Source organism: Burkholderia sp. BCC0322 (genome assembly GCF_902833045.1).
Classification (GTDB): domain Bacteria; phylum Pseudomonadota; class Gammaproteobacteria; order Burkholderiales; family Burkholderiaceae; genus Burkholderia.
In genome coordinates, this window is record NZ_CADFDU010000012.1 from 118,101 (window position 1) to 136,202 (window position 18,102).

Sequence of the window (18,102 nt, forward strand, 5' to 3'; positions counted from 1 at the left end):
CGTATGTCCTCAATCGCGATTGATGATGTGAGGGGGCCCCCACCTCCTCATATAGCGAGCGCTATGAGCCGAACCCGGCGGGCGGTGTGCGAAGTGGCGAGGTGGGGCGCGGCCACGGGCCGAGAGAGCTTGGTCGGCGGTAGGGGAGGTAATTCTCTCGAAGCCAGCCGGTCAGTGGATGCTTGTTCGTTGCATCAAGGCGGACCTTCGGGAGCCAAGTGGTAATGAGCTGCAAGACAACGTGTCCGACGCGTTGATTTTCCATGCCGATTCGACCGTCAGACCGTTGCTGTTCAAGCTCAGTCCACACCTCGAAGATGCCTTCGTCGACTTCGCGAAACGTTCTGGCGGTCGGCGCATGAGGCCGGTCCGATTCTTTGACGTGGTCTCGCAGGATGGCAAGGGCTCGCTTCAAAATGCGTTCATTTTTCGCATGCACGACCACGCGCCGTAGTACGTCACCTGTTACCAACTTGCTTCCAATGCACCGCACGAGTTCGGCGAGCGCGGCTTCCCGGTCCGCGCCGCGCTTGCTGCGGTCGATTTCGTACCAAGTGACGCCGTCCGGTTCGTAGCAAATGACGTCGGGGCGGAGAATGCGTTTTTTGCTGCCGGCAACAACCGTAACGAAACCTTGTTTCACGGCGGCCTCTTCAGCGCGGTCGCGATTCAGATGCTGAAGCGCTTCCGATTCCGTTTGTGCCATCAGGCCTCGTGCCTCGCACGCGAGCGTGATGAAATGCATCCAAAGGCTATGCTCCGGATTCGACATGTCGGCGACGCGCCGCACGGACGGAGCGGCTTCGACACCGTGTTCATCGAGCCATTGCGCGCCGGCGACGGTCAGTCCGTAGACATGCTGAAAACGGTCCGTGCGGTAGCGAAGAAGCAGTTTTTCCTTTGTCATCGACCTCATCGCGCGCTGCGCTGCCGTCAACGCTGCCTTGAACGGACGCTCCGGGAAACAGGCGATGGCGACATCAATGGTGCGAATCACGCGAAACCGGTTTGCCAGCGAAAGGGCGCGGAAGCGGATGGCGTCGCGAAGTTCGTTGGGCGGAATGATGGCAACAAGGCCGCGGTCGATTTTTCGCGGCGCGCGTTTACTGCGCGCCCGTCCAGTGGATGCCGATGGAAGCATCTCGGTGGCGCCGGCAAGTGTCGCAATGGATGCGGCCGCCGGTGTCTCGTGGTTTCCGTGCGTTGTGGCGCTCGACACGCGAGACGATGTCACGGCGTTACCGGAGGTCGTATCCGTGGTGACCGGCGGGGGTGTCTCCGTGATACCAATGTCGGTATCGTCGGAGACAGCGTTTGGTACTTCGTGAGATGGTCGCATTGGCGTGCTCCAGTAGGTGGGCGTTTTCCAAGCCGCCGTTCCATCGCGTGTCTCGTCGGCGCACATGGTGGGCGGTGCCTCCTATAGCGACGCTACGCAAACGTCCCCCAATAAGCTGCCCACCATGTGCGCCCGGCCGATGTTGGTCGCTTCAAGGATTCGACGCCCGGCCGGGCGAGGGCAGGGGGCAACTGTCTCTTCCCCTCGTCCAGCCTTGCGCGCCAGGGGCGCGCAGCACCGATGTTTCCGTCGCGACGTCCGTCAATGCGGCTGTGCTTTCCGACCGGCTGCGCCGGTGCGAACCCCGCCGCCGCCCATACCGTTTTTTTCGATGCCCGATGTCCCTCATGGTCGGCGACACCAACTCTTCTCTCGGCATGCCGTGCGTTCCCGGCTGCCCCGCGCTGCGTAATCAACTGTCTCATCGACGCAGCGCGGGGACCCCGCGCCGATACGGTGCCGTGCGCTGTCGCGCTTGCACGCATGTCCTAGGTCGGCACGCGCTGGGCCGGCGGCGGGGTTCGCCCCGCCTTGCCGGTCCCGGTCGCGAGCAAATGTTCTCCCATAGCCGTGCACCAATGCCATCGCGACCCATACACGCGGCAGTACACCTCCGCAATGCCCGCGGCTGCACGCCGCGCCATCCGTCCGCTCGTCCATCGACGTGCGCATGTTTGGCGCCATCAGGCCAGGCGTTTCCTGATTGATGCACTGACCGACGCCGAGGGTGCTCTCATCGCGTACCTCTGTGACGCTCGTAATCGAGCGTGGCTTCATCCCGCGGGCGAGACTGCGAAGCACGCAGGATGCGTTTTAGACGGCCTCCGTGTTACCAACCGCTTTGTCACGCGTCGCTATACCGTGCATCCCCTAACTCGTGGAGACACGAAAAATGCACGCAAAGAAACGCAACGGCCGCTTCTCCCTGTACCGCTCGCAATATGTCCGCAAGGGCGCGAAGGACAACTCGCACGGTTACAGCACTCAGGAGTTTGTTGGCAGCTTGCCCGGCGACGCCCTCGAAGTTCCTGACGACCTGCACGCTAAGCTATCGGACGACGAGATTGAATACGTGGAGAGGAAGGTCATACTTCCGGCACGGCGAGCCGCGGAGCAATCGCGTCGGCTTTTGGAGGAAGAGCGCCGCGCGAGAGAAGACCGGGAACGCGACCCGCAGTGGCGTCTTGACGAAGCGCTGAAATTGCTCATGGACGCAGGCAGACTGGCTTCCGCGGCTGGGCGCGGCATCGACGCAGCAAAGGTTAACGCCCTCGGCGCGGCTCTCGAGACGCTGGCCGTCGCGGGAAAGGTTCAGCGCGACCCGCTCGACGCAGTCGTTACCGCAGTGGTGTCCGCAACGGCTGCGGTCAAGGCCGGTCACTACGGCGCCGCACCAAACGGGAGATTCCGCGACACGCCGGTTTATAGGCGTTGGCAGCGTATCCGTGAAGTTGTCGAATCGGGTAATGACAGCCTGCTCAAGGCCTTGCAGGCAAAAGGCTGGGCCGCTGTTCGAGGTCAGTGATAGCGCGGGCGCGGAGGGGGCGCCCGATGTCTAATTGAGCATCTCCATCATTCCCCCAGAGCGCGGCTTGAGCGCTGGCTCTCGCGTTGCGGCGCGAATTCTGATGGACGTCGGAGACAGTACATCGATGACCATGGACGTCATCTGCGGCAGCGTCTGGAATCGTCCACGCATTACTGTGCCGTGAGTCGACTGCATGCGTCCCGGGTATCATCGTGCCTGTGCGTCGCCCGTCGGCATTCTTCCGTTTTTCCCCGGTCAATCGATGTCCCAGTCTGCAACGCTCTCCGAGGTTCTCACTTTTGCCGAAGTACGGTCGCTTACCGACACGAAGACCTTTGCGCGCGGAAAAGCCTATTTCCACGAGGGTGTGGTTTCCCGTCTCGAGGAGCGTGGCGGTGTCGTTCACGCCACTGTACGTGGCAGGCATCGTTACCGGGTTGAACTCGCCGTCGATGACGATGGCGAACTCGCTTACGACTGTACCTGTCCGGTGGGAGACGATGGCGTTTTCTGCAAGCACGCTGTCGCTGTTGCGCTCGCCTGGCTCGAGAATTCCGGTGAAGAGGTGTTTCATGCCGAAGAGGCGGCTCTCGGCAAGCCACGCAAGAAGCGGAAGACCTACGAGGAAGTGATTCGCGAATACGTCGCGACGCTCGACAAAAATGAGCTTCAGGAATTGTTGCTCGAAGCCATCGAACGCGACCTGTCGTTTCGTGACAAGCTGCTGTTCGCCACGCGTGCGACGGGGGCCTCCGACTTGCCCGGCATGAAGGCCGCCGTCATGCAGGCGACACGCCTTTCCCGGCCACTGGACTGGCGGGAGGCTAGCGCATACGGCGATGGCCTGATGTCGCTGGCCGACATGCTGCGCCGGAGGCTTCACGGACCTCACGCCACACAGGTAGTCGAGCTATCCGAACTGGCGATTGCGGGCGCCGAAGCAAGCCTCGAACAGATTGACGACTCCGGTGGCGACGTGATGCCGGCGATTCTCGAACTGGCGTCTGTGCACCTCGATGCCTGCAAGTTGACGGGCCCCGACCCAGTGAAGCTCGCGGAGCGGCTATTCCGATTTCAGACAGAAGGCAAGTGGGACACCTTTTACAACGTTTTGCCGGCGTATGCGGAGCCACTGGGCAAGAACGGTTTGAGCCGCTACCGCGAGCTCGTCAACGAGGCTTGGGAAGCGCTGCCCGCGCTCGCGCCGGACAAGGAATATCGACGGTCATACGACTCGCCGCGCATGCAGCTCGAACGCGCGATGGGGGCGCTGGCCGAACTCGATGGAGACGTTGATGCGTTGATTCGCATTTACTCGAAGGACCTGTCGAGTCCGTACCGCTTTCTGCTGGTGGCGGAGCTTTGTGTCAAGCACGGTCGCCCGGATGAGGGGCTCGCCTGGGCCGAGCGCGGCATCAAGGAGTCCGGCAAGAGCCATGACCAGCGCCTGCTCGACTTCTGTATCGACGCGTATCTGCGTCGCAGTGAATTCGACAAGGCCGATGCGTTCGCGTGGCGCCGCTTCGAAATGCGCCCGACAGCCGAGGCGTTTCCCGCCTTGATGAAGGTTGCCACGGCTACTGGCTGGCATGATGAGACGCGGGAGCGCGCTCTTACGCACCTTTGGGCGCTGGTCAGGGAAGAGGAGGCCGCTGCAAAATCGAAGCGAAATGTCTGGCAGCGGTCGACGCGGACCGAACTGGTCAAGATTTTTCTTGCTGGACAAGAGAACGACGCCGCATGGGAAACGTTTACCGGCGGACCGGTCGCAACGCAGCTATGGCCGGAAATGGCCGCTGTCCGTGGCAAGACCCACCCGCACGACGCCATTGCCCTCTATCACAGGCTGCTGCCGGTTGCTGCCGAAAGCGGTACGCGCAACGCCCGATATGACGAGGCGTTTGAAATCGTGCGGGCAATCGGCATGTTGCGGGCGAGGTTGGATGAACGTCCGGAATTCACCCGTGAACTGGAAGAGATTCGGGCAGCGTATCGCGCAAAGCGCAACTTCATCAAGCTGCTGGCCAAACTGTCCTGAAGTCGCTCGCAGGTCGTTTCGGGCCGAAGTCGACCGTAATGAACCCATAAGGCGAGACCTCTCGCCACGCATTGCAAGCTCCTCCTGAGAAGGGACGCATCGCAGGAGATATCGCGCTGCATCAGGTGAGACTTTTGGCGTTTAACAGGCGCGGCCGGGTGAAGGTGCGAGGGTAAGCTAAGAAGGTATCGGCGCGGATATAAATTGCCTCTCTATTCTCTTGTGAACGCAGCGCACGGGTGGTAACCGCCGGATAGGCGGCTTAGAAAATACGCAGTCTCGTCGTGGCCCTTGTCCCGCTCATCGGACAGCCGGACGTCTCCGTGAAGTCGCTGCGTTCCGTTAGCCGCCGTGCAGGCGGGTTGAACGTAGTAACGAAGAGAGAGCCCGCCTGGTGGCGGGCTCTCTCTTTCAATCGCTTGTTACGGTCCGTCACTCCTCGCCAAAGTAGTCGAGGTCTATCTTCTTCACGACGTACTGCGTTGTGGCGGCGGCGCACGTGAGCGCACGGGGGGCATTGGGCCGACGAGGTCTCGCGGTATTTCGGGCGGCGGGGGCGCCCTTGCCACTTAGCAGTTAGAACGAAAGCATGACGTCGTGCGCGCTCGCATAGAGGAGGACGATATCGACCTCTCGATGGATTTTGCCGTTACTGCTAGGAAGTGAGGTGACCTTGGCTGCCAGCTCGCGCGCTGCATGGACGACATTCGCGGGACCGTTTGGCGAAGCAAGGTAGTTGCGTGTTTTGCGGCATGCGGCCTCGCTCTTTGTAAGCGCGTTGAAATAGGCAAGAGTGCGCGTCGTGTGGATATCGGGCTTAATGACCTCGAAGCCCGCGTCGACCAGGCCGTGAAATACCGTCGTCTGTCCCCAGCCGATGCCCAAGGTCGAGCACAACGGGGCAATCTCCTGTCGCAAGGCTTTGACATCCGCACACCTTCCGAGGTCTATGCCAATTTTGAACTCGGCACCGGTTTCCTTCGACCGTTGGTCGAGCCAGCGAGCCGCACTTCGCATTGCGTAAAGGCGTGCCACGGAGACGCTCGGGTACCGCGCGAGCTTCAACTTATGACGCAATTCATCTACGGTAAGGCGGTTGTAGTGAAAGCATGCGTCTGCACGCCAGCCCCTTTTCTGACGCGGCAAATAACTCATCTTCCACTCGGGCGACAAGAACTCTTCCATCGACGGAAACAGCCCCGCCGACCATGCTTGCGTATAGAGGCCGGCTGTAGTCAGCGCCATGTTCGAGAAGAGGGGCTTCGAGCCGAAGGCGTCCCAGGCCGTGCTCAAGCTCAGCGGTCCGCTGGGTAGACTGGAGACCGCACGAGCGAGCTCGTCCTGCACGAGAGGGTTTTGAAGTACCCGGTCGCGCAGGCGTGCATAGCTCTCGGCCGTAAGGGTTTGGTTTGATGGCGTTATCGGCTTGAGCGCTTTGCGGCGCGCACTGGTCTTGCAAGTATGCATCGTGGTTCTCCGAGCGATATGCAAACGCGGCGTCAGTTCGCCGATTGACGGCAATGGTTATTTTGTTTCTATGTGGTCAAGAATGCGGCGAGCGACCGAGCGAGCAGCGGATGGGTCAGCGAATTCGGCTAGGTTGATAGCAAGCCGCGATACGCGGACGGATTCGAAGGAGGACGTCCTATGCCATCCGCCGTCAGACGTCGGGTAATCGGTGTTCATCCAAATCTTGTGATACCAGTTGGTCCCTTGTGGAAGCGTTTCACGCGTCTGGAAGATGTACACGAGAAGCAGGCTCTCTGCAGTGTCGGCTGGAGCCGGTGTGTGTCCCTCAAGTTCGTTCGTGTCAGATATCAGCCGAAATTCGAGCAGGAAGTCGCCTGCTTCCGGATTGTTCTCGGGCTCCTGATTGTCGCTGCTCACAGCCAGGAATAGATACGATGCCCCGAGCATTGGAAGGAAATGCTTTCCCGTACGTTTGCCGAACGGGTTGAGGTTATAGCTTCTTGGCGGCGAGTTTGGATAGTTTGCAGTGTAATAGTTCGCACCGACCTCCCGGGCGATATCGTTCACGAGCGTCAGGAGCGCAGACTGATAGTCCGCGAGGAGACGATAGGCCTTGCGTACGTCCTGCAGGACGTCGACCAGTTCATCGCGCGATGTCATTTGTGAAAGGAGAAGCTCTCGTAGTTAATGTTCAACCGCGGTAGGGCGGAAATTGGCGGGTGGGCGCGAACAGGCTGCCGGTCTGCCGATGCCGTGGAACAAGCATTTTGGGGGACTGCAAATGCGAGCTCGAACGCTTCTACGCCAAGATTGGCACTGTGAAGCTCGTGCAGACGCAAATCCGGCTCGCGGAGAAGCCCGTGGAATTTCAGTCCGGCCTCCACATCGTCCCGCATTCGTTGATATCCCGAATGCAAAAGCGCCACCACACCGAACGCCTCGAGCATGTCCGTCCACTTGACGGCACGTATCGTTGCTTCGGCGAAGAGCCGCTCGCCAACAAGTTGTTCCTGCACTACTGCTTCGAACGCCGACGTCGATTCGGGCGACGTGTCCTGTCGGCCGCCGACAAGAAGCAGCACGAGGGGCAATTCGTCAGCTCGCGGTTCCCCAGCAGCTACGGCAAGTAGCTCTTGAACTGCCTGTGCTGCATATTGCAGGTCGGCTTGGTCCCAACGCTTCGCTTCGACGACAATCAATGCGTTCTCTGTCTCAAGAAGCACGTCCGGCTCTACGAGCCGTCCTTCGAGTTCGAAGCGCGGCCAAAACTCGATGCGTTCGATTCGCCCGAAAGGGGCGACGTCCTCTGGCAAGAGGGCTGTCCAGAACACCGAGAGCGCGTCGTCCGAGAGATATGAAACCCGCTCAAACACAAGAGAGGTCAGCAAGTCCTCCGAACCGGTAGCGTTGGAAAGCTGCTGGGCCATTCCCTCTAACCCAGAGCCTCTGCGCTTTCCCTGCAAAATTGCGGTCAACATGTGGTGTCTCGGCGCATTGGGCGCTTGTGAGTTTCTTGTTCAGCAAACGGGCGCGGCGGTTTGCGCCAAGTCGAGCCGCCGCGGCGTTGACTCTACCATCCCAAATCATTCCGGTCTTCGACCCGAGTAGTCACGAAATGGCGACGGACAGCTTCGCGGCGGCGCCGACTGTGACACTAACGAGGTACAAACACAGACCCCTCCCGTGACCGAGATATAAACGCGTCGCTCTACACGTGCCGTTACGTCGTCTGTTGGCACGTAACGGCACGTGTCGGCATCGAACGACCCTCGCGTGTCCCGAAAAACTGCTTCTCTGGGACCACCATGAAACTTCTCGACCTGGACGAACTGGCCGCGCTTCTCGGCCGCAGCCCCGAAACCATAAAGAAAGACCTCCGCCGCAATCCTCTGGCGGTGCCGCCGCGGCTGCATATTCCGGGCACGAGATTGCTGCGCTGGCGCGAATGCGATGTCGACGCCTGGCTGGCCGAGCATGTCGCGGGAGGTGCGCAATGTTGAATCTCGGTGCACTGAGGCTCGATATCCGGTACACGCTGACTATGCCACCGCCCACGCTCGATTATGTCTTGCCCGGTTTGCTGGCAGGCACGGTCGGCCTGCTCGTCGCGCCTGGCGCGACCGGCAAGACCACGCTGCTCACACAACTCGCTTGCGATATCGCGGCGGGCATGCCGGTGGGCGGAGGTATCCTGACTTCGGGTTTGCCCGACCGGTCCGGCGAACGCGTTGTCTTCTTTCTCGCGGAGGAATCGAAGGCAATCATGCATCACCGCTTGCAAGCCGCGCTTGCAGGCGTGTCAACGATGCCGGCGTTGCAGACGAAAGACAGTCGGGATTTTCTGGCAGAGCAGCTGGCGACGAACTTGCATGTCTACCCTTTAGCCGGGGTAGGGCCGCGATTGCACTGTGTTGAGGGCGTAGGCTCTACAAGTGATGGAGTGAAGCGGATGCTTGCGGCGTGTGAGGGGGCGAGATTGGTCATCATTGACCCTCTTCGGCGCTTTCATGCTGGCGAGGAAAATGACTCTGGTCATATGTCGGCGGTCGTTTCCGCATTCGAGCAACTGGCACAGGAAACCGGTGCGGCGGTTGTCCTGTCGCATCATGCTAACCGAAGCTCGATTTTCAATGGAGCTGGAGACCAGGCATCAGCGGCACGTGGTTCTTCGGCGTTGACGGATGGGGCGCGCTGGCAAGCGAATCTGTCCGGTATCTCGGACCGCATGGCGTTGCTTTGCCGTGTTGCGGATGCCGAACGGCATTTGCATGTGCAACTCGATATCTCGAAGGCGAACTACGTGGCCACGAAAGAGTCCATTGTCCTGCGCAGGAATCCGGCGACGGGTGCGTTGGCGGTGTGGACACCGGGCATCGCGGACACGCGGAAAAGTCGTTCTCGCTCAGCGGCATCGGCTAAAAGCCGTAGGACGGCAGGGGCAATGGTATGACGGCCACACCGCGGATTGTGCGATATGACCCATCGTTGTGCGCTGCGCCCGTCTTTCAGCCAGTATGGAGAGGCGAACGCCCGAAGCTCAACCTGAAATTCGACTTTGGTGGAGTCGTCTGGCGGTGGCGCGGACCGGAACAACTCGGCATCGGCGAACAGACGCTTTTGCTCGTACTGCTCGAGCTCGCCGCAGAACAGTTGGGTAGTAGCGACGCTGGTGCAACACGTCACATTGAGTCGGCGCTGTACGAATTGAGTGAAAGTGGCCGTCCGCGAATCGCAAGACTTACCGTGAGCTTCTACGAACTGTGTCGTCGCTTGGGATGCTCGACCGGTGGCAGTGCCATGAAGCAGCGCCGGGCGGAACTCCAGCGACTGTCCGAAGTGACGGTCTGGATGAGGCGGGAAGACGCGGTCGAATTCCAATCGCGGCTGCTGAGGTGGGAGGTTGGAGACGACCAGGGCGTGACCGTCGTTCTCAACTGGCGTCTGGCAGATGTGCTGTTCGGCGGACAATATTCTCCGGTTTGCCTCGCGGAGCGGCTAAGTCTGCGTTCGGAGTGCGCACGTGCAGCACATTGCGCGTTGTCCCTTCGTGTTCGGCCGGGGAAGACAATGTCGTTTCATCCCGACACGCTGTCGACCTACATCTGGGGCAACGCCTCTAACTTACCGCCGCACGGCCGAGTCGAGCAGTCCGGCACCGAATCGCCCGCCGCCGTGGCAAGGCGTCGGCGGCGCAAGCAGATGCTAGGCGCTCTTCTGGAAATCGCGTCACTGGCAACGTGGACCGTCAAGACGACCGCAAATGGCGCGGTGCAAATCACCCGACACCCACTTGTGAACGTGGATGCTTCTCCATTGTCGCGACCGACGTTGCCAATTGCGGCGGGTGCGAGGTCGATTTCGCGTGCGCCCGAGGCTGATGCAGCCCCGGCGCCGGCGGCCGCAATCTGGCGGATATTTTCGGTTTAGTCGACTGCCCCACACGAGCCCTGTGCCGGTCATGATATGACGTGAGGGGCGCGTCGTAACCACGTCATATTGCGTACGTAACCACGTCACATTGCGATTGGTGGCTCTGCGTAGTCGATTGATTCGTAAGGTTTTTTCAGGCGACGCGAGCTGCGTACTATTCTCATCTACCTGAAAGAGTGTTTGTCTTTCAAGGAGGTCGATGCCTCGCCCTGAGGGGCTCGGAGGTTGAGGCGGGTTCACGCTCAAGCGCGCTCCTTGATGAAACAGGCCAAGAGCTTCATAAGGAAGCGAAGGCCTGGTTATGCACTGGGAGGGCGTTGCCCTCCTAGAGCAGGAGTACCTGGCAGTGAGCGACGGGTTCGGACATCGGTTTTTGTAGAAGGCCTCCTTCATGGGGCGATAACCCCTGCCATGCCTTTCTGACTTTCGCACGTGCATGGGTTGGGCACCTGGCATGGCCGCGAGGCTGTCGCGGTCGCAAGGCAACTTGTCCATAGTCGCCGGCGCTGCCAGGCCTCCGCTGGACGCCGTTCTACGGCCAGATAGCCTGCTGCGCTACGAACGGCGGTGGAACCGGCGAACGAACAGGGCAGGTCACGTAAGCCAGTCACGACGACATGTGACCGGTGGCAGAGGTCGGGAGTGTAGTCGGGGGCTGGGGGGCCACGGGCCGGGGGGGCGCGAGTAGAATTGTGTCGATTCGCATCCGGTGGTACCGGGCCGCGCATTATTCCAAATGCATATCATGAACCAAGACCTAAAAAAGACCCTGTGGGCCGCCGCCGACAAGCTGCGCGCTTCCATGGACGCGGCCGAGTACAAGCACATTGTGCTCGGCCTGATTTTCCTCAAATACATTTCGGACGCGTTTGACGAACGGCGTGCGCAGCTCTCGGCGGCTTTTGCAGACGAAAACGACGACCTGTATTTGCCCGACGCGGCAGACCATGCCGAGGCTCTGGAAGAGCGCGACTATTACACGATGGCAAACGTCTTTTGGGTGCCTGCGGCGGCACGCTGGGAGACGCTGCGCGCGCAGGCCAAGCAGGCCGATATTGGCGTGCGGATTGACGCGGCGCTCGAAGCCATCGAGGCCGACAACCCGCGCCTGAAAGGCATCCTCGATAAGCGCTTTGGCCGCACGCAGCTCGAACCAGGCAAGCTCGGCGAGCTGGTAGACCTGATTTCGAAGATTGGCTTTGGCGAAGGCCACCACGCGAAAGACCTGTTGGGCGAGGTGTACGAATACTTCCTCGGGCAGTTCGCTACCGCCGAAGGCAAGAAGGGTGGGCAGTTCTACACGCCCGCCTCGGTCGTGCGCGTGCTGGTCGAGGTGCTGGCCCCGCATCAGGGGCGCGTCTATGACCCGTGCTGCGGTTCGGGCGGCATGTTCGTGCAGGGCGAGAAGTTCATCGAATCACACGGCGGGCGCGCGGACGACATCAGCATCTATGGTCAGGAAGCCAACCCGACCACCTGGCGTCTGGTTGCCATGAATCTGGCGATTCGAGGTTTCGCTGCGGACCTGGGCAAAGAGCCCGCCGACACATTTCACCGCGACCAGCACCCGGACTTGCGCGCCGATTACGTCCTCGCGAACCCGCCGTTCAACATCAGCGACTGGGGCGGTGAGCGTCTGGCAGATGACCGGCGCTGGGCACATGGCACGCCTCCCGCAGGTAACGCGAACTACGCTTGGCTCCAGCATATCCTGCACCACCTGAGCCCGCGCGGTCAGGCAGGCGTAGTGCTCGCAAACGGCAGCATGAGCAGCAATCAGAACAGCGAAGGCGAGATTCGCCGTGCGATGGTTGAGGCCGATGTGGTTGACGTCATGGTTGCCCTGCCGCCGCAACTGTTTCTGAACACACAGATTCCAGCTTGCCTTTGGTTTCTCGCCAAAGACAAGAGCGGCGCATCGATGCCTGGTGCCAAGCCTGGGCGTGACCGGCGCGGCGAGGTGCTGTTCATCGACGCACGCAAGCTCGGGCGAATGGAATCGCGCGTGGTGCGGGTGTTCGATGACGAGGACATCGCCAAGATTGCCGCGACGGTGCATCGCTGGCGTGCTGACGGCGAAGATGGAACCGATGAAACATATACCGATGTACCGGGCTTCTGTCGTGCGGTGAAGCTGGCCGAGATTGCCGGGCATGGGTACGTGCTGACCCCGGGCCGCTATGTCGGCGCGGAAGAAACAGAAGATGACGACGAGGCGTTCGACGAGAAGATGGACCGGTTGACGGCACAGCTCGCCGAGCAGATGGCGAAGGGGGCGGAGTTGGATATCGCGATTCGGGAAAAACTTGCAGGAATGGGTTATGCAGTGTGAGTGGCGCGAGACAACTATAGGTGCCGTTTGCAGCCGCGTTTTCTCCGGGGGCACGCCGACTTCAACGAATCCCGCCTTTTACGGTGGCGGCATCCCATGGCTGCGTACGAAAGAAGTGAACTATGGCAAGGTCCACAGCACAGAGCAGACAATCACAGAAGCAGGTCTTGTCGCGTCATCGGCCAAGATGGTTCCTATCAACACCGTTATTGTCGCGATGTATGGAAACGGTGATACAGCGGGTCGCGCGGCGATAGCAAAGGTCCCGCTCACGACGAATCAAGCATGCTGCAATTTAGTTGTCGATTCCTCAAAGGCCGACTACCGATTTGTCTACTACTATGTGCGTTCACGCTACCAATCACTGGTCGACCTAAAAAATGGTGGTGCTCAGCAGAATTTGAACGCTCAGTTGATAAAGGCATTTCCCCTGTATCTGCCATCTCTAACTCTGCAGGCTGAGATTGCAGATGTTCTTGAAGCTCTCGATGACCGCATTGAGCTCCTGCGCCAAACCAACGCTACGCTCGAATCCATCGCCCAAGCTCTGTTCAAGAGCTGGTTCATCGACTTCGACCCGGTGCGTGCGAAGGTCGAAGGCCGCGAGCCGGAAGGCATGGATGCAGAAACGGCTTCGCTGTTTCCCGATTCGTTCGAAGATTCGACGTTGGGGGAGATTCCGAGGGGGTGGAAAATATCGGAAATCGGTCAAGTTGCCCAATGCGTTGGCGGCGGGACGCCCAGCACGAAAGAAAGCAATTTTTGGGAACCGGCGATTCATCATTGGACATCGCCAAAGGACTTGTCCGGCAACTTATCTCCGGTGCTACTGAACACTGAGCGGCGCATATCAGATGCAGGGCTGGCGAAGGTTAGCAGCGGACTACTACCAGTCGGCACCTTGCTAATGTCATCCCGTGCGCCTATCGGCTATTTGGCAGTTGCGCAGATTTCTCTTGCAGTGAATCAAGGATATATCGCGATGCTTCCGGGTGGAGTTTTGCCCACGCCATATCTGTATTTCTGGTGCAAAGCTAACATGGATGCCATAAAGCAGAAAGCCAACGGCTCAACGTTTATGGAGATTAGCAAATCGGCATTTCGCCCGATTCCGTTGATTGTGCCGCCTCGCGACATTGTCGAGTGCTTTTCCATACTTTCTGGCAGTGTGTTTGACCGCATTACGGCAGGGGAAAAGCAGCGTCTTGCGCTTGAGGAAATACGCGACACGCTTCTCCCTCGTCTAATCTCCGGCAAACTCCGCCTCCCCGAAGCGGAGGCCCAAATGAATGAGGCCCTCGCATGAAAACAGCTCTTGCCCGTCTGGAACGCGTCAACTTACGGGAAGCCTGGCGGCACGAATCGGGTGAATTTACACCGTGGCTGGCACAGGACGACAACTTGCAGCTCTTGGCGCAAGCGCTAGGGCTTACCGAAATCGAACTGGTTGCGACAGAGCATCCTGTCGGCGATTTCAAGGTGGACATTCTTTGCTCGGATGACGACGGTGAAATCATCATCGAGAACCAGCTCGAACCCACCGACCACCGGCATCTGGGCCAGATTGTCACCTACGCGGCTGGCGTGGGCGCGAAGAAAGTGATATGGGTTGCCGAGTCATTCAGGCCGGAACATCTGGCTGCGCTCGAATTCCTGAATCAGAACACTACGGGTGCGCTAAATTTCTTCGCTGCTGAAATCGAGTTATGGCGCATTGCGGAGTCGCCGCTGGCTCCGAGTTTCAATGTGGTGGTCAAGCCAAACGACTGGAGTAAGTCCGGTCGCGAGGTTGCTCGGGCAGCCACAACAGCAACTCCCGTAAAGCAGATGCAGTTGCTCTTCTGGCAGGGCTACGTGGCATACCTGCAAGACAAGCAGTCGACGCTTCGCCCCCACACGCCGCGCCCACAGCATTGGCTCAATGCCGCCATCGGTCGCGCAGGTTTCGAGCTCAGCGCGACTGTCAACGTGCGGGAAAGCAAGCTCGCGATTGCCATCTATATCCGGCATGAGCAGTCGAAGGCATATTTCCAGCAGTTGCATCAGCGCAAGCTCGAAATCGAGCAACAGCTTGGATTTGCGCTGGACTGGCAGGAACTACCGGATTCGCACGCGTGCCGCATCGGGGTCGCCAGAACCGAATCTCCACTATCGGACGAGGCGCGCTGGACGGAGTATTTCGCGTGGTTCGCGGACAGAGGAGAAAAACTCGACCAGGTGTTCAGGCCGATTGTTAGGGGACTTGCATGAGCGGCATCTCCGAGGACGCAGTCGAACAGGCAATGCTCGAATGGCTGGCCGCCCTCGGCTGGCAGACCGCCCATGGTCCGGACATCTCTCCCCTAGACGCCAAGACGTCGGGCACGGAGCGCGACACCTATCGCGACGTTGCGCTACGCCATCGCCTGACTGCCGCCATCGCGAAGCTAAACCCACACATTCCGCCCGTCGCTCGCGATGACGCGCTACGCCATGTGCTGAACCCGAACGTGCCCGGCCTCGTCAACGCGAACCGCCAACTCTACCGCTGGCTGGTCGATGGCTTGCCAGTTGAGTTCCAGAAAGACGGCGAAACACGCGGCGACCGCGTGCGCCTGGTCGATTTCACCGACATCACCGCGAACGACTGGCTCGCCGTCAACCAGCTCGCTATTCAGGGACCAAAGCAGCCTCGCCGTCCCGATGTAGTGCTGTACCTCAACGGCCTGCCGATTGTCGTGGTCGAGCTGAAGAACCCCGGCGACGAGAACGCCGACATCTGGGCCGCCTGGAACCAGCTCCAGACCTACCATCAAGACATTCCTGACCTGTTCAGCGCAATTGCGCTTGAGGTCATCTCGGACGGCACCACTGCCCGCATGGGCTCGCTCACGTCGAACAGAGAACGCTTTCTGGCCTGGCGCACTATCGACGGCCATGAAACCGACCCGCTCGGCGCGATGCGCGAGCTGGAAACTCTGACGCGCGGTCTGTTCCGGCGCGACTACCTGCTCGAATATCTGCATCACTTCATCCTGTTCGAGGACGACGGCCAGCTCGTCAAGAAGGTCGCCGCCTATCACCAGTTCCACGCCGTGCGCGCGGTCGTGCAAAGCGTGCTGCAAGCCTCAGCCCCTGGCGGCTCTCGCAAGGGGGGCGTGGTCTGGCATACGCAGGGCGCGGGCAAGAGCATCGAAATGACCTGCCTCGCTGGAGCATTGATGGCGCACGAAGGCATGGGGAACCCAACGGTCGTGGTCGTGACCGACCGCAACGACCTCGACAACCAACTATTCGGGGTGTTCGCAGGCGCGAAAGAGCTTCTGCGCGAAACCCCAGTGCAGGCCGACACCCGGCCCAAGCTGCGCGAGCTTCTGGCAAACCGCCCATCCGGCGGCATCATTTTCACGACTATCCAGAAATTCACCCCCGGCGCTGACGAAGACACGTTCCCCGTGCTGTCCGACCGCCGCAATATCGTCGTCATCTGCGACGAGGCGCACCGCAGCCAGTACGGCTTCGACGCCCGCCTGCCGAATACGGGCGGCAAGGGCGAAAGCACGGCTGTCCGCTACGGCTACGCGCAATACCTGCGCGACGCGCTGCCCGAAGCCACCTTCGTCGCGTTCACCGGCACTCCGGTATCGCTCGATGACCGCGACACCCGCGCCGTGTTCGGCGACTACGTCCATATCTACGACATCGAGCAGGCGGTGAAAGATGGCGCCACAGTGCCCATCTACTACGAAAGCCGCCTTGCCAGCCTGGAGCTGAAAGAGGACGACGCTAGCGCACTCGATGACGAGGTGGACGAGCTGACCGAAGACGAGGAAAGTGACGAAGCTAAGGTCGCCACGTTGCGCCGCTGGGCCGCACTGGAGAAAATCGTCGGCGCCCCTCCGCGCATTCAGAAAATCGCCGCCGACATCGTCGACCACTTCGAGAACCGCCAGTCCGTGATGGACGGCAAGGCAATGATTGTCGCGATGAGCCGCGACATCTGCGTGCATCTCTACAACGCGATTACGCAGCTTCGCCCGGAATGGCATAGCGACGACCCGACGCAGGGCGCCATCAAGATTGTGATGACCGGCTCGGCGTCGGACAAGGTGATGCTCAAGCCGCACATCTACCCCAAGAAGGTACGCGACGACCTAGAAAAACGCTTCAAGGACCCAGCCGACTCGTTCAAGCTCGTCATTGTTCGCGATATGTGGCTGACCGGCTTCGATGCGCCGTGCATGCATACCATGTACATCGACAAGCCGATGCGCGGTCACAATTTGATGCAGGCCATCGCGCGCGTGAACCGGGTATTCAAAGACAAGCCTGGCGGCCTGGTAGTTGATTACATCGGTATCGCGAACGAGCTGAAAGCCGCACTCGCCACTTACACCCAAGCCCACGGGCGCGGCAGACCGACCATCGACGCGCACGAAGCGCTGGCCGTCCTAGCGGAAAAGATGGACGTGCTGCACGACATGCTGCATGGCGTCGACTACACGGCCTTCCGCACCCAGGCATGGCAACTGTTGCCAGCCGTAGCGAACCATGTACTCGGCCAGGACGACGGCAAGAAGCGCTTCGCCGACACAGTGCTCGCTGCAAGCAAGGCGTTTGCCTTGTGCTGCACACTTGAGGAAGCGCTTGCCTATCGCGACGAGCTGGCTTTTCTGCAAGCCGTCAAGGCCGCGCTCATCAAGCATGACGGCGCGGACAAGGCGCTAACGGACGAGCAGAAAGAGCACGCGCTGCGGCAAATCATCAGCCGGGCCGTGGTCAGCGACCAAGTCATCGACATCTTCTCCGCTGCGGGACTAAGGCGTCCCGACATCAGCGTATTATCGGATGGTTTTCTGGAAGATGTGCGGCACATGCAGCAACGCAACTTGGCCGTGGAGTTGCTGGAACGCCTGCTGAAAGACCAAATCAAGTCGCGTTTCAAGGCGAACGTCGTGCAGAGCGCAAAATTTTCGGAGTTGCTGCAGCAAAGCCTTACACGTTACCGCAATCGCGCCGTCGAGACCGCCCAGGTTATCGAGGAACTCATCGGAATGGCGAAGAAGTTCCAGGCCGAGGCTCAACGCGGCATGGAACTGGGCTTGAGCCCCGACGAGATGGCTTTCTACGATGCACTGGCAACCAACGAGGCGGCGGTGCGGGAACTTGGCGACGAAACCCTGAAGAAAATCGCGGTTGAGCTCGTCGTAAGGCTCCGCAGCTCTGTGACGGTAGATTGGGCGAAACGGGAGACTGTGCGCGCGAAGCTGCGAGTGATGGTGAAGACGCTGCTCAAGCGCTACAAGTACCCGCCAGACCGGCAGGACGAAGCGACTGACACCGTGCTCCAGCAGGCGGAATCACTGTCTGCCGAGTGGGCGGCTGTGTAGCGGTACCGGATGGTTCCCCCTCTGTCGCGTAGTGCATTGAGGGTGAGCCGGTAGAAGAACCGCATCTTGAGCGATTTGTGTAACTGACCGGCTCGC

The 18,102-nt window shown here is 60.2% G+C and carries 13 protein-coding genes; 9 read left to right on the top strand and 4 right to left on the bottom strand.

The window, feature by feature from the left end:
- Positions 1–61: 61 nt before the first annotated feature.
- Complete coding sequence (locus tag HWX39_RS27605) at positions 62–1,339, bottom strand: replication-relaxation family protein (RefSeq protein WP_244135110.1); 1,278 nt, start codon at positions 1,337–1,339, stop codon at positions 62–64.
- A gap of 892 nt (positions 1,340–2,231) precedes the next feature.
- Here HWX39_RS27605 and HWX39_RS27610 point away from each other — a divergent pair.
- Both HWX39_RS27610 and HWX39_RS27615 read left to right on the top strand, forming a co-directional pair.
- Complete coding sequence (locus HWX39_RS27610) at positions 2,232–2,864, top strand: hypothetical protein (protein ID WP_175970900.1); 633 nt, start codon at positions 2,232–2,234, stop codon at positions 2,862–2,864.
- A gap of 265 nt (positions 2,865–3,129) precedes the next feature.
- The gene (locus tag HWX39_RS27615; protein ID WP_175970901.1) at positions 3,130–4,905 is read left to right on the top strand and encodes a DUF6880 family protein; all 1,776 of its coding nucleotides are present in this window, start codon (positions 3,130–3,132) and stop codon (positions 4,903–4,905) included.
- A gap of 576 nt (positions 4,906–5,481) precedes the next feature.
- Here HWX39_RS27615 and HWX39_RS27620 read toward each other — a convergent pair.
- Genes HWX39_RS27620 through HWX39_RS27630 form a run of 3 tightly spaced genes read right to left on the bottom strand, consistent with a single transcriptional unit; the run spans position 5,482 to position 7,853 of the window.
- Entirely contained in the window at positions 5,482–6,372 is an 891-nt protein-coding gene (locus tag HWX39_RS27620; RefSeq protein WP_175970902.1) for a hypothetical protein, read from the bottom strand.
- Between the two features lie 57 nt (positions 6,373–6,429).
- Positions 6,430–7,035 (bottom strand): hypothetical protein, encoded by a 606-nt coding sequence (locus tag HWX39_RS27625; protein ID WP_175970903.1) that lies wholly within the window; start codon positions 7,033–7,035, stop codon positions 6,430–6,432.
- Complete coding sequence (locus HWX39_RS27630; RefSeq protein WP_175970904.1) at positions 7,032–7,853, bottom strand: hypothetical protein; 822 nt, start codon at positions 7,851–7,853, stop codon at positions 7,032–7,034. The genes HWX39_RS27625 and HWX39_RS27630 overlap by 4 nt, the downstream gene beginning before the upstream one ends.
- Positions 7,854–8,180: 327 nt before the next feature.
- Between HWX39_RS27630 and HWX39_RS27635 the strand changes: the two genes are divergently transcribed.
- From HWX39_RS27635 to HWX39_RS27665, 7 genes are all read left to right on the top strand, one after another.
- On the top strand, positions 8,181–8,375 hold the full coding sequence (locus HWX39_RS27635) for a helix-turn-helix domain-containing protein (RefSeq protein WP_175970905.1): 195 nt from the start codon (positions 8,181–8,183) through the stop codon (positions 8,373–8,375).
- Positions 8,369–9,325, top strand: a complete 957-nt coding sequence (locus HWX39_RS27640) for a helicase RepA family protein (RefSeq protein ID WP_175970906.1) — start codon at positions 8,369–8,371, stop codon at positions 9,323–9,325. Before HWX39_RS27635 ends, HWX39_RS27640 begins: the two co-directional genes overlap by 7 nt.
- Positions 9,322–10,302, top strand: a complete 981-nt coding sequence (gene repC, locus HWX39_RS27645; RefSeq protein ID WP_175970907.1) for a replication protein C, IncQ-type — start codon at positions 9,322–9,324, stop codon at positions 10,300–10,302. Before HWX39_RS27640 ends, repC begins: the two co-directional genes overlap by 4 nt.
- Positions 10,303–11,050: 748 nt before the next feature.
- On the top strand, positions 11,051–12,637 hold the full coding sequence (locus tag HWX39_RS27650) for a class I SAM-dependent DNA methyltransferase (RefSeq protein WP_175970908.1): 1,587 nt from the start codon (positions 11,051–11,053) through the stop codon (positions 12,635–12,637).
- Complete coding sequence (locus tag HWX39_RS27655) at positions 12,627–13,943, top strand: restriction endonuclease subunit S (protein ID WP_175970980.1); 1,317 nt, start codon at positions 12,627–12,629, stop codon at positions 13,941–13,943. The genes HWX39_RS27650 and HWX39_RS27655 overlap by 11 nt, the downstream gene beginning before the upstream one ends.
- Positions 13,940–14,887: a DUF4268 domain-containing protein gene (locus HWX39_RS27660; protein ID WP_175970909.1), complete on the top strand. Its 948-nt coding sequence runs from the start codon at positions 13,940–13,942 to the stop codon at positions 14,885–14,887. The genes HWX39_RS27655 and HWX39_RS27660 overlap by 4 nt, the downstream gene beginning before the upstream one ends.
- Positions 14,884–18,006, top strand: a complete 3,123-nt coding sequence (locus HWX39_RS27665; RefSeq protein ID WP_175970910.1) for a type I restriction endonuclease subunit R — start codon at positions 14,884–14,886, stop codon at positions 18,004–18,006. The genes HWX39_RS27660 and HWX39_RS27665 overlap by 4 nt, the downstream gene beginning before the upstream one ends.
- Positions 18,007–18,102: the final 96 nt, after the last annotated feature.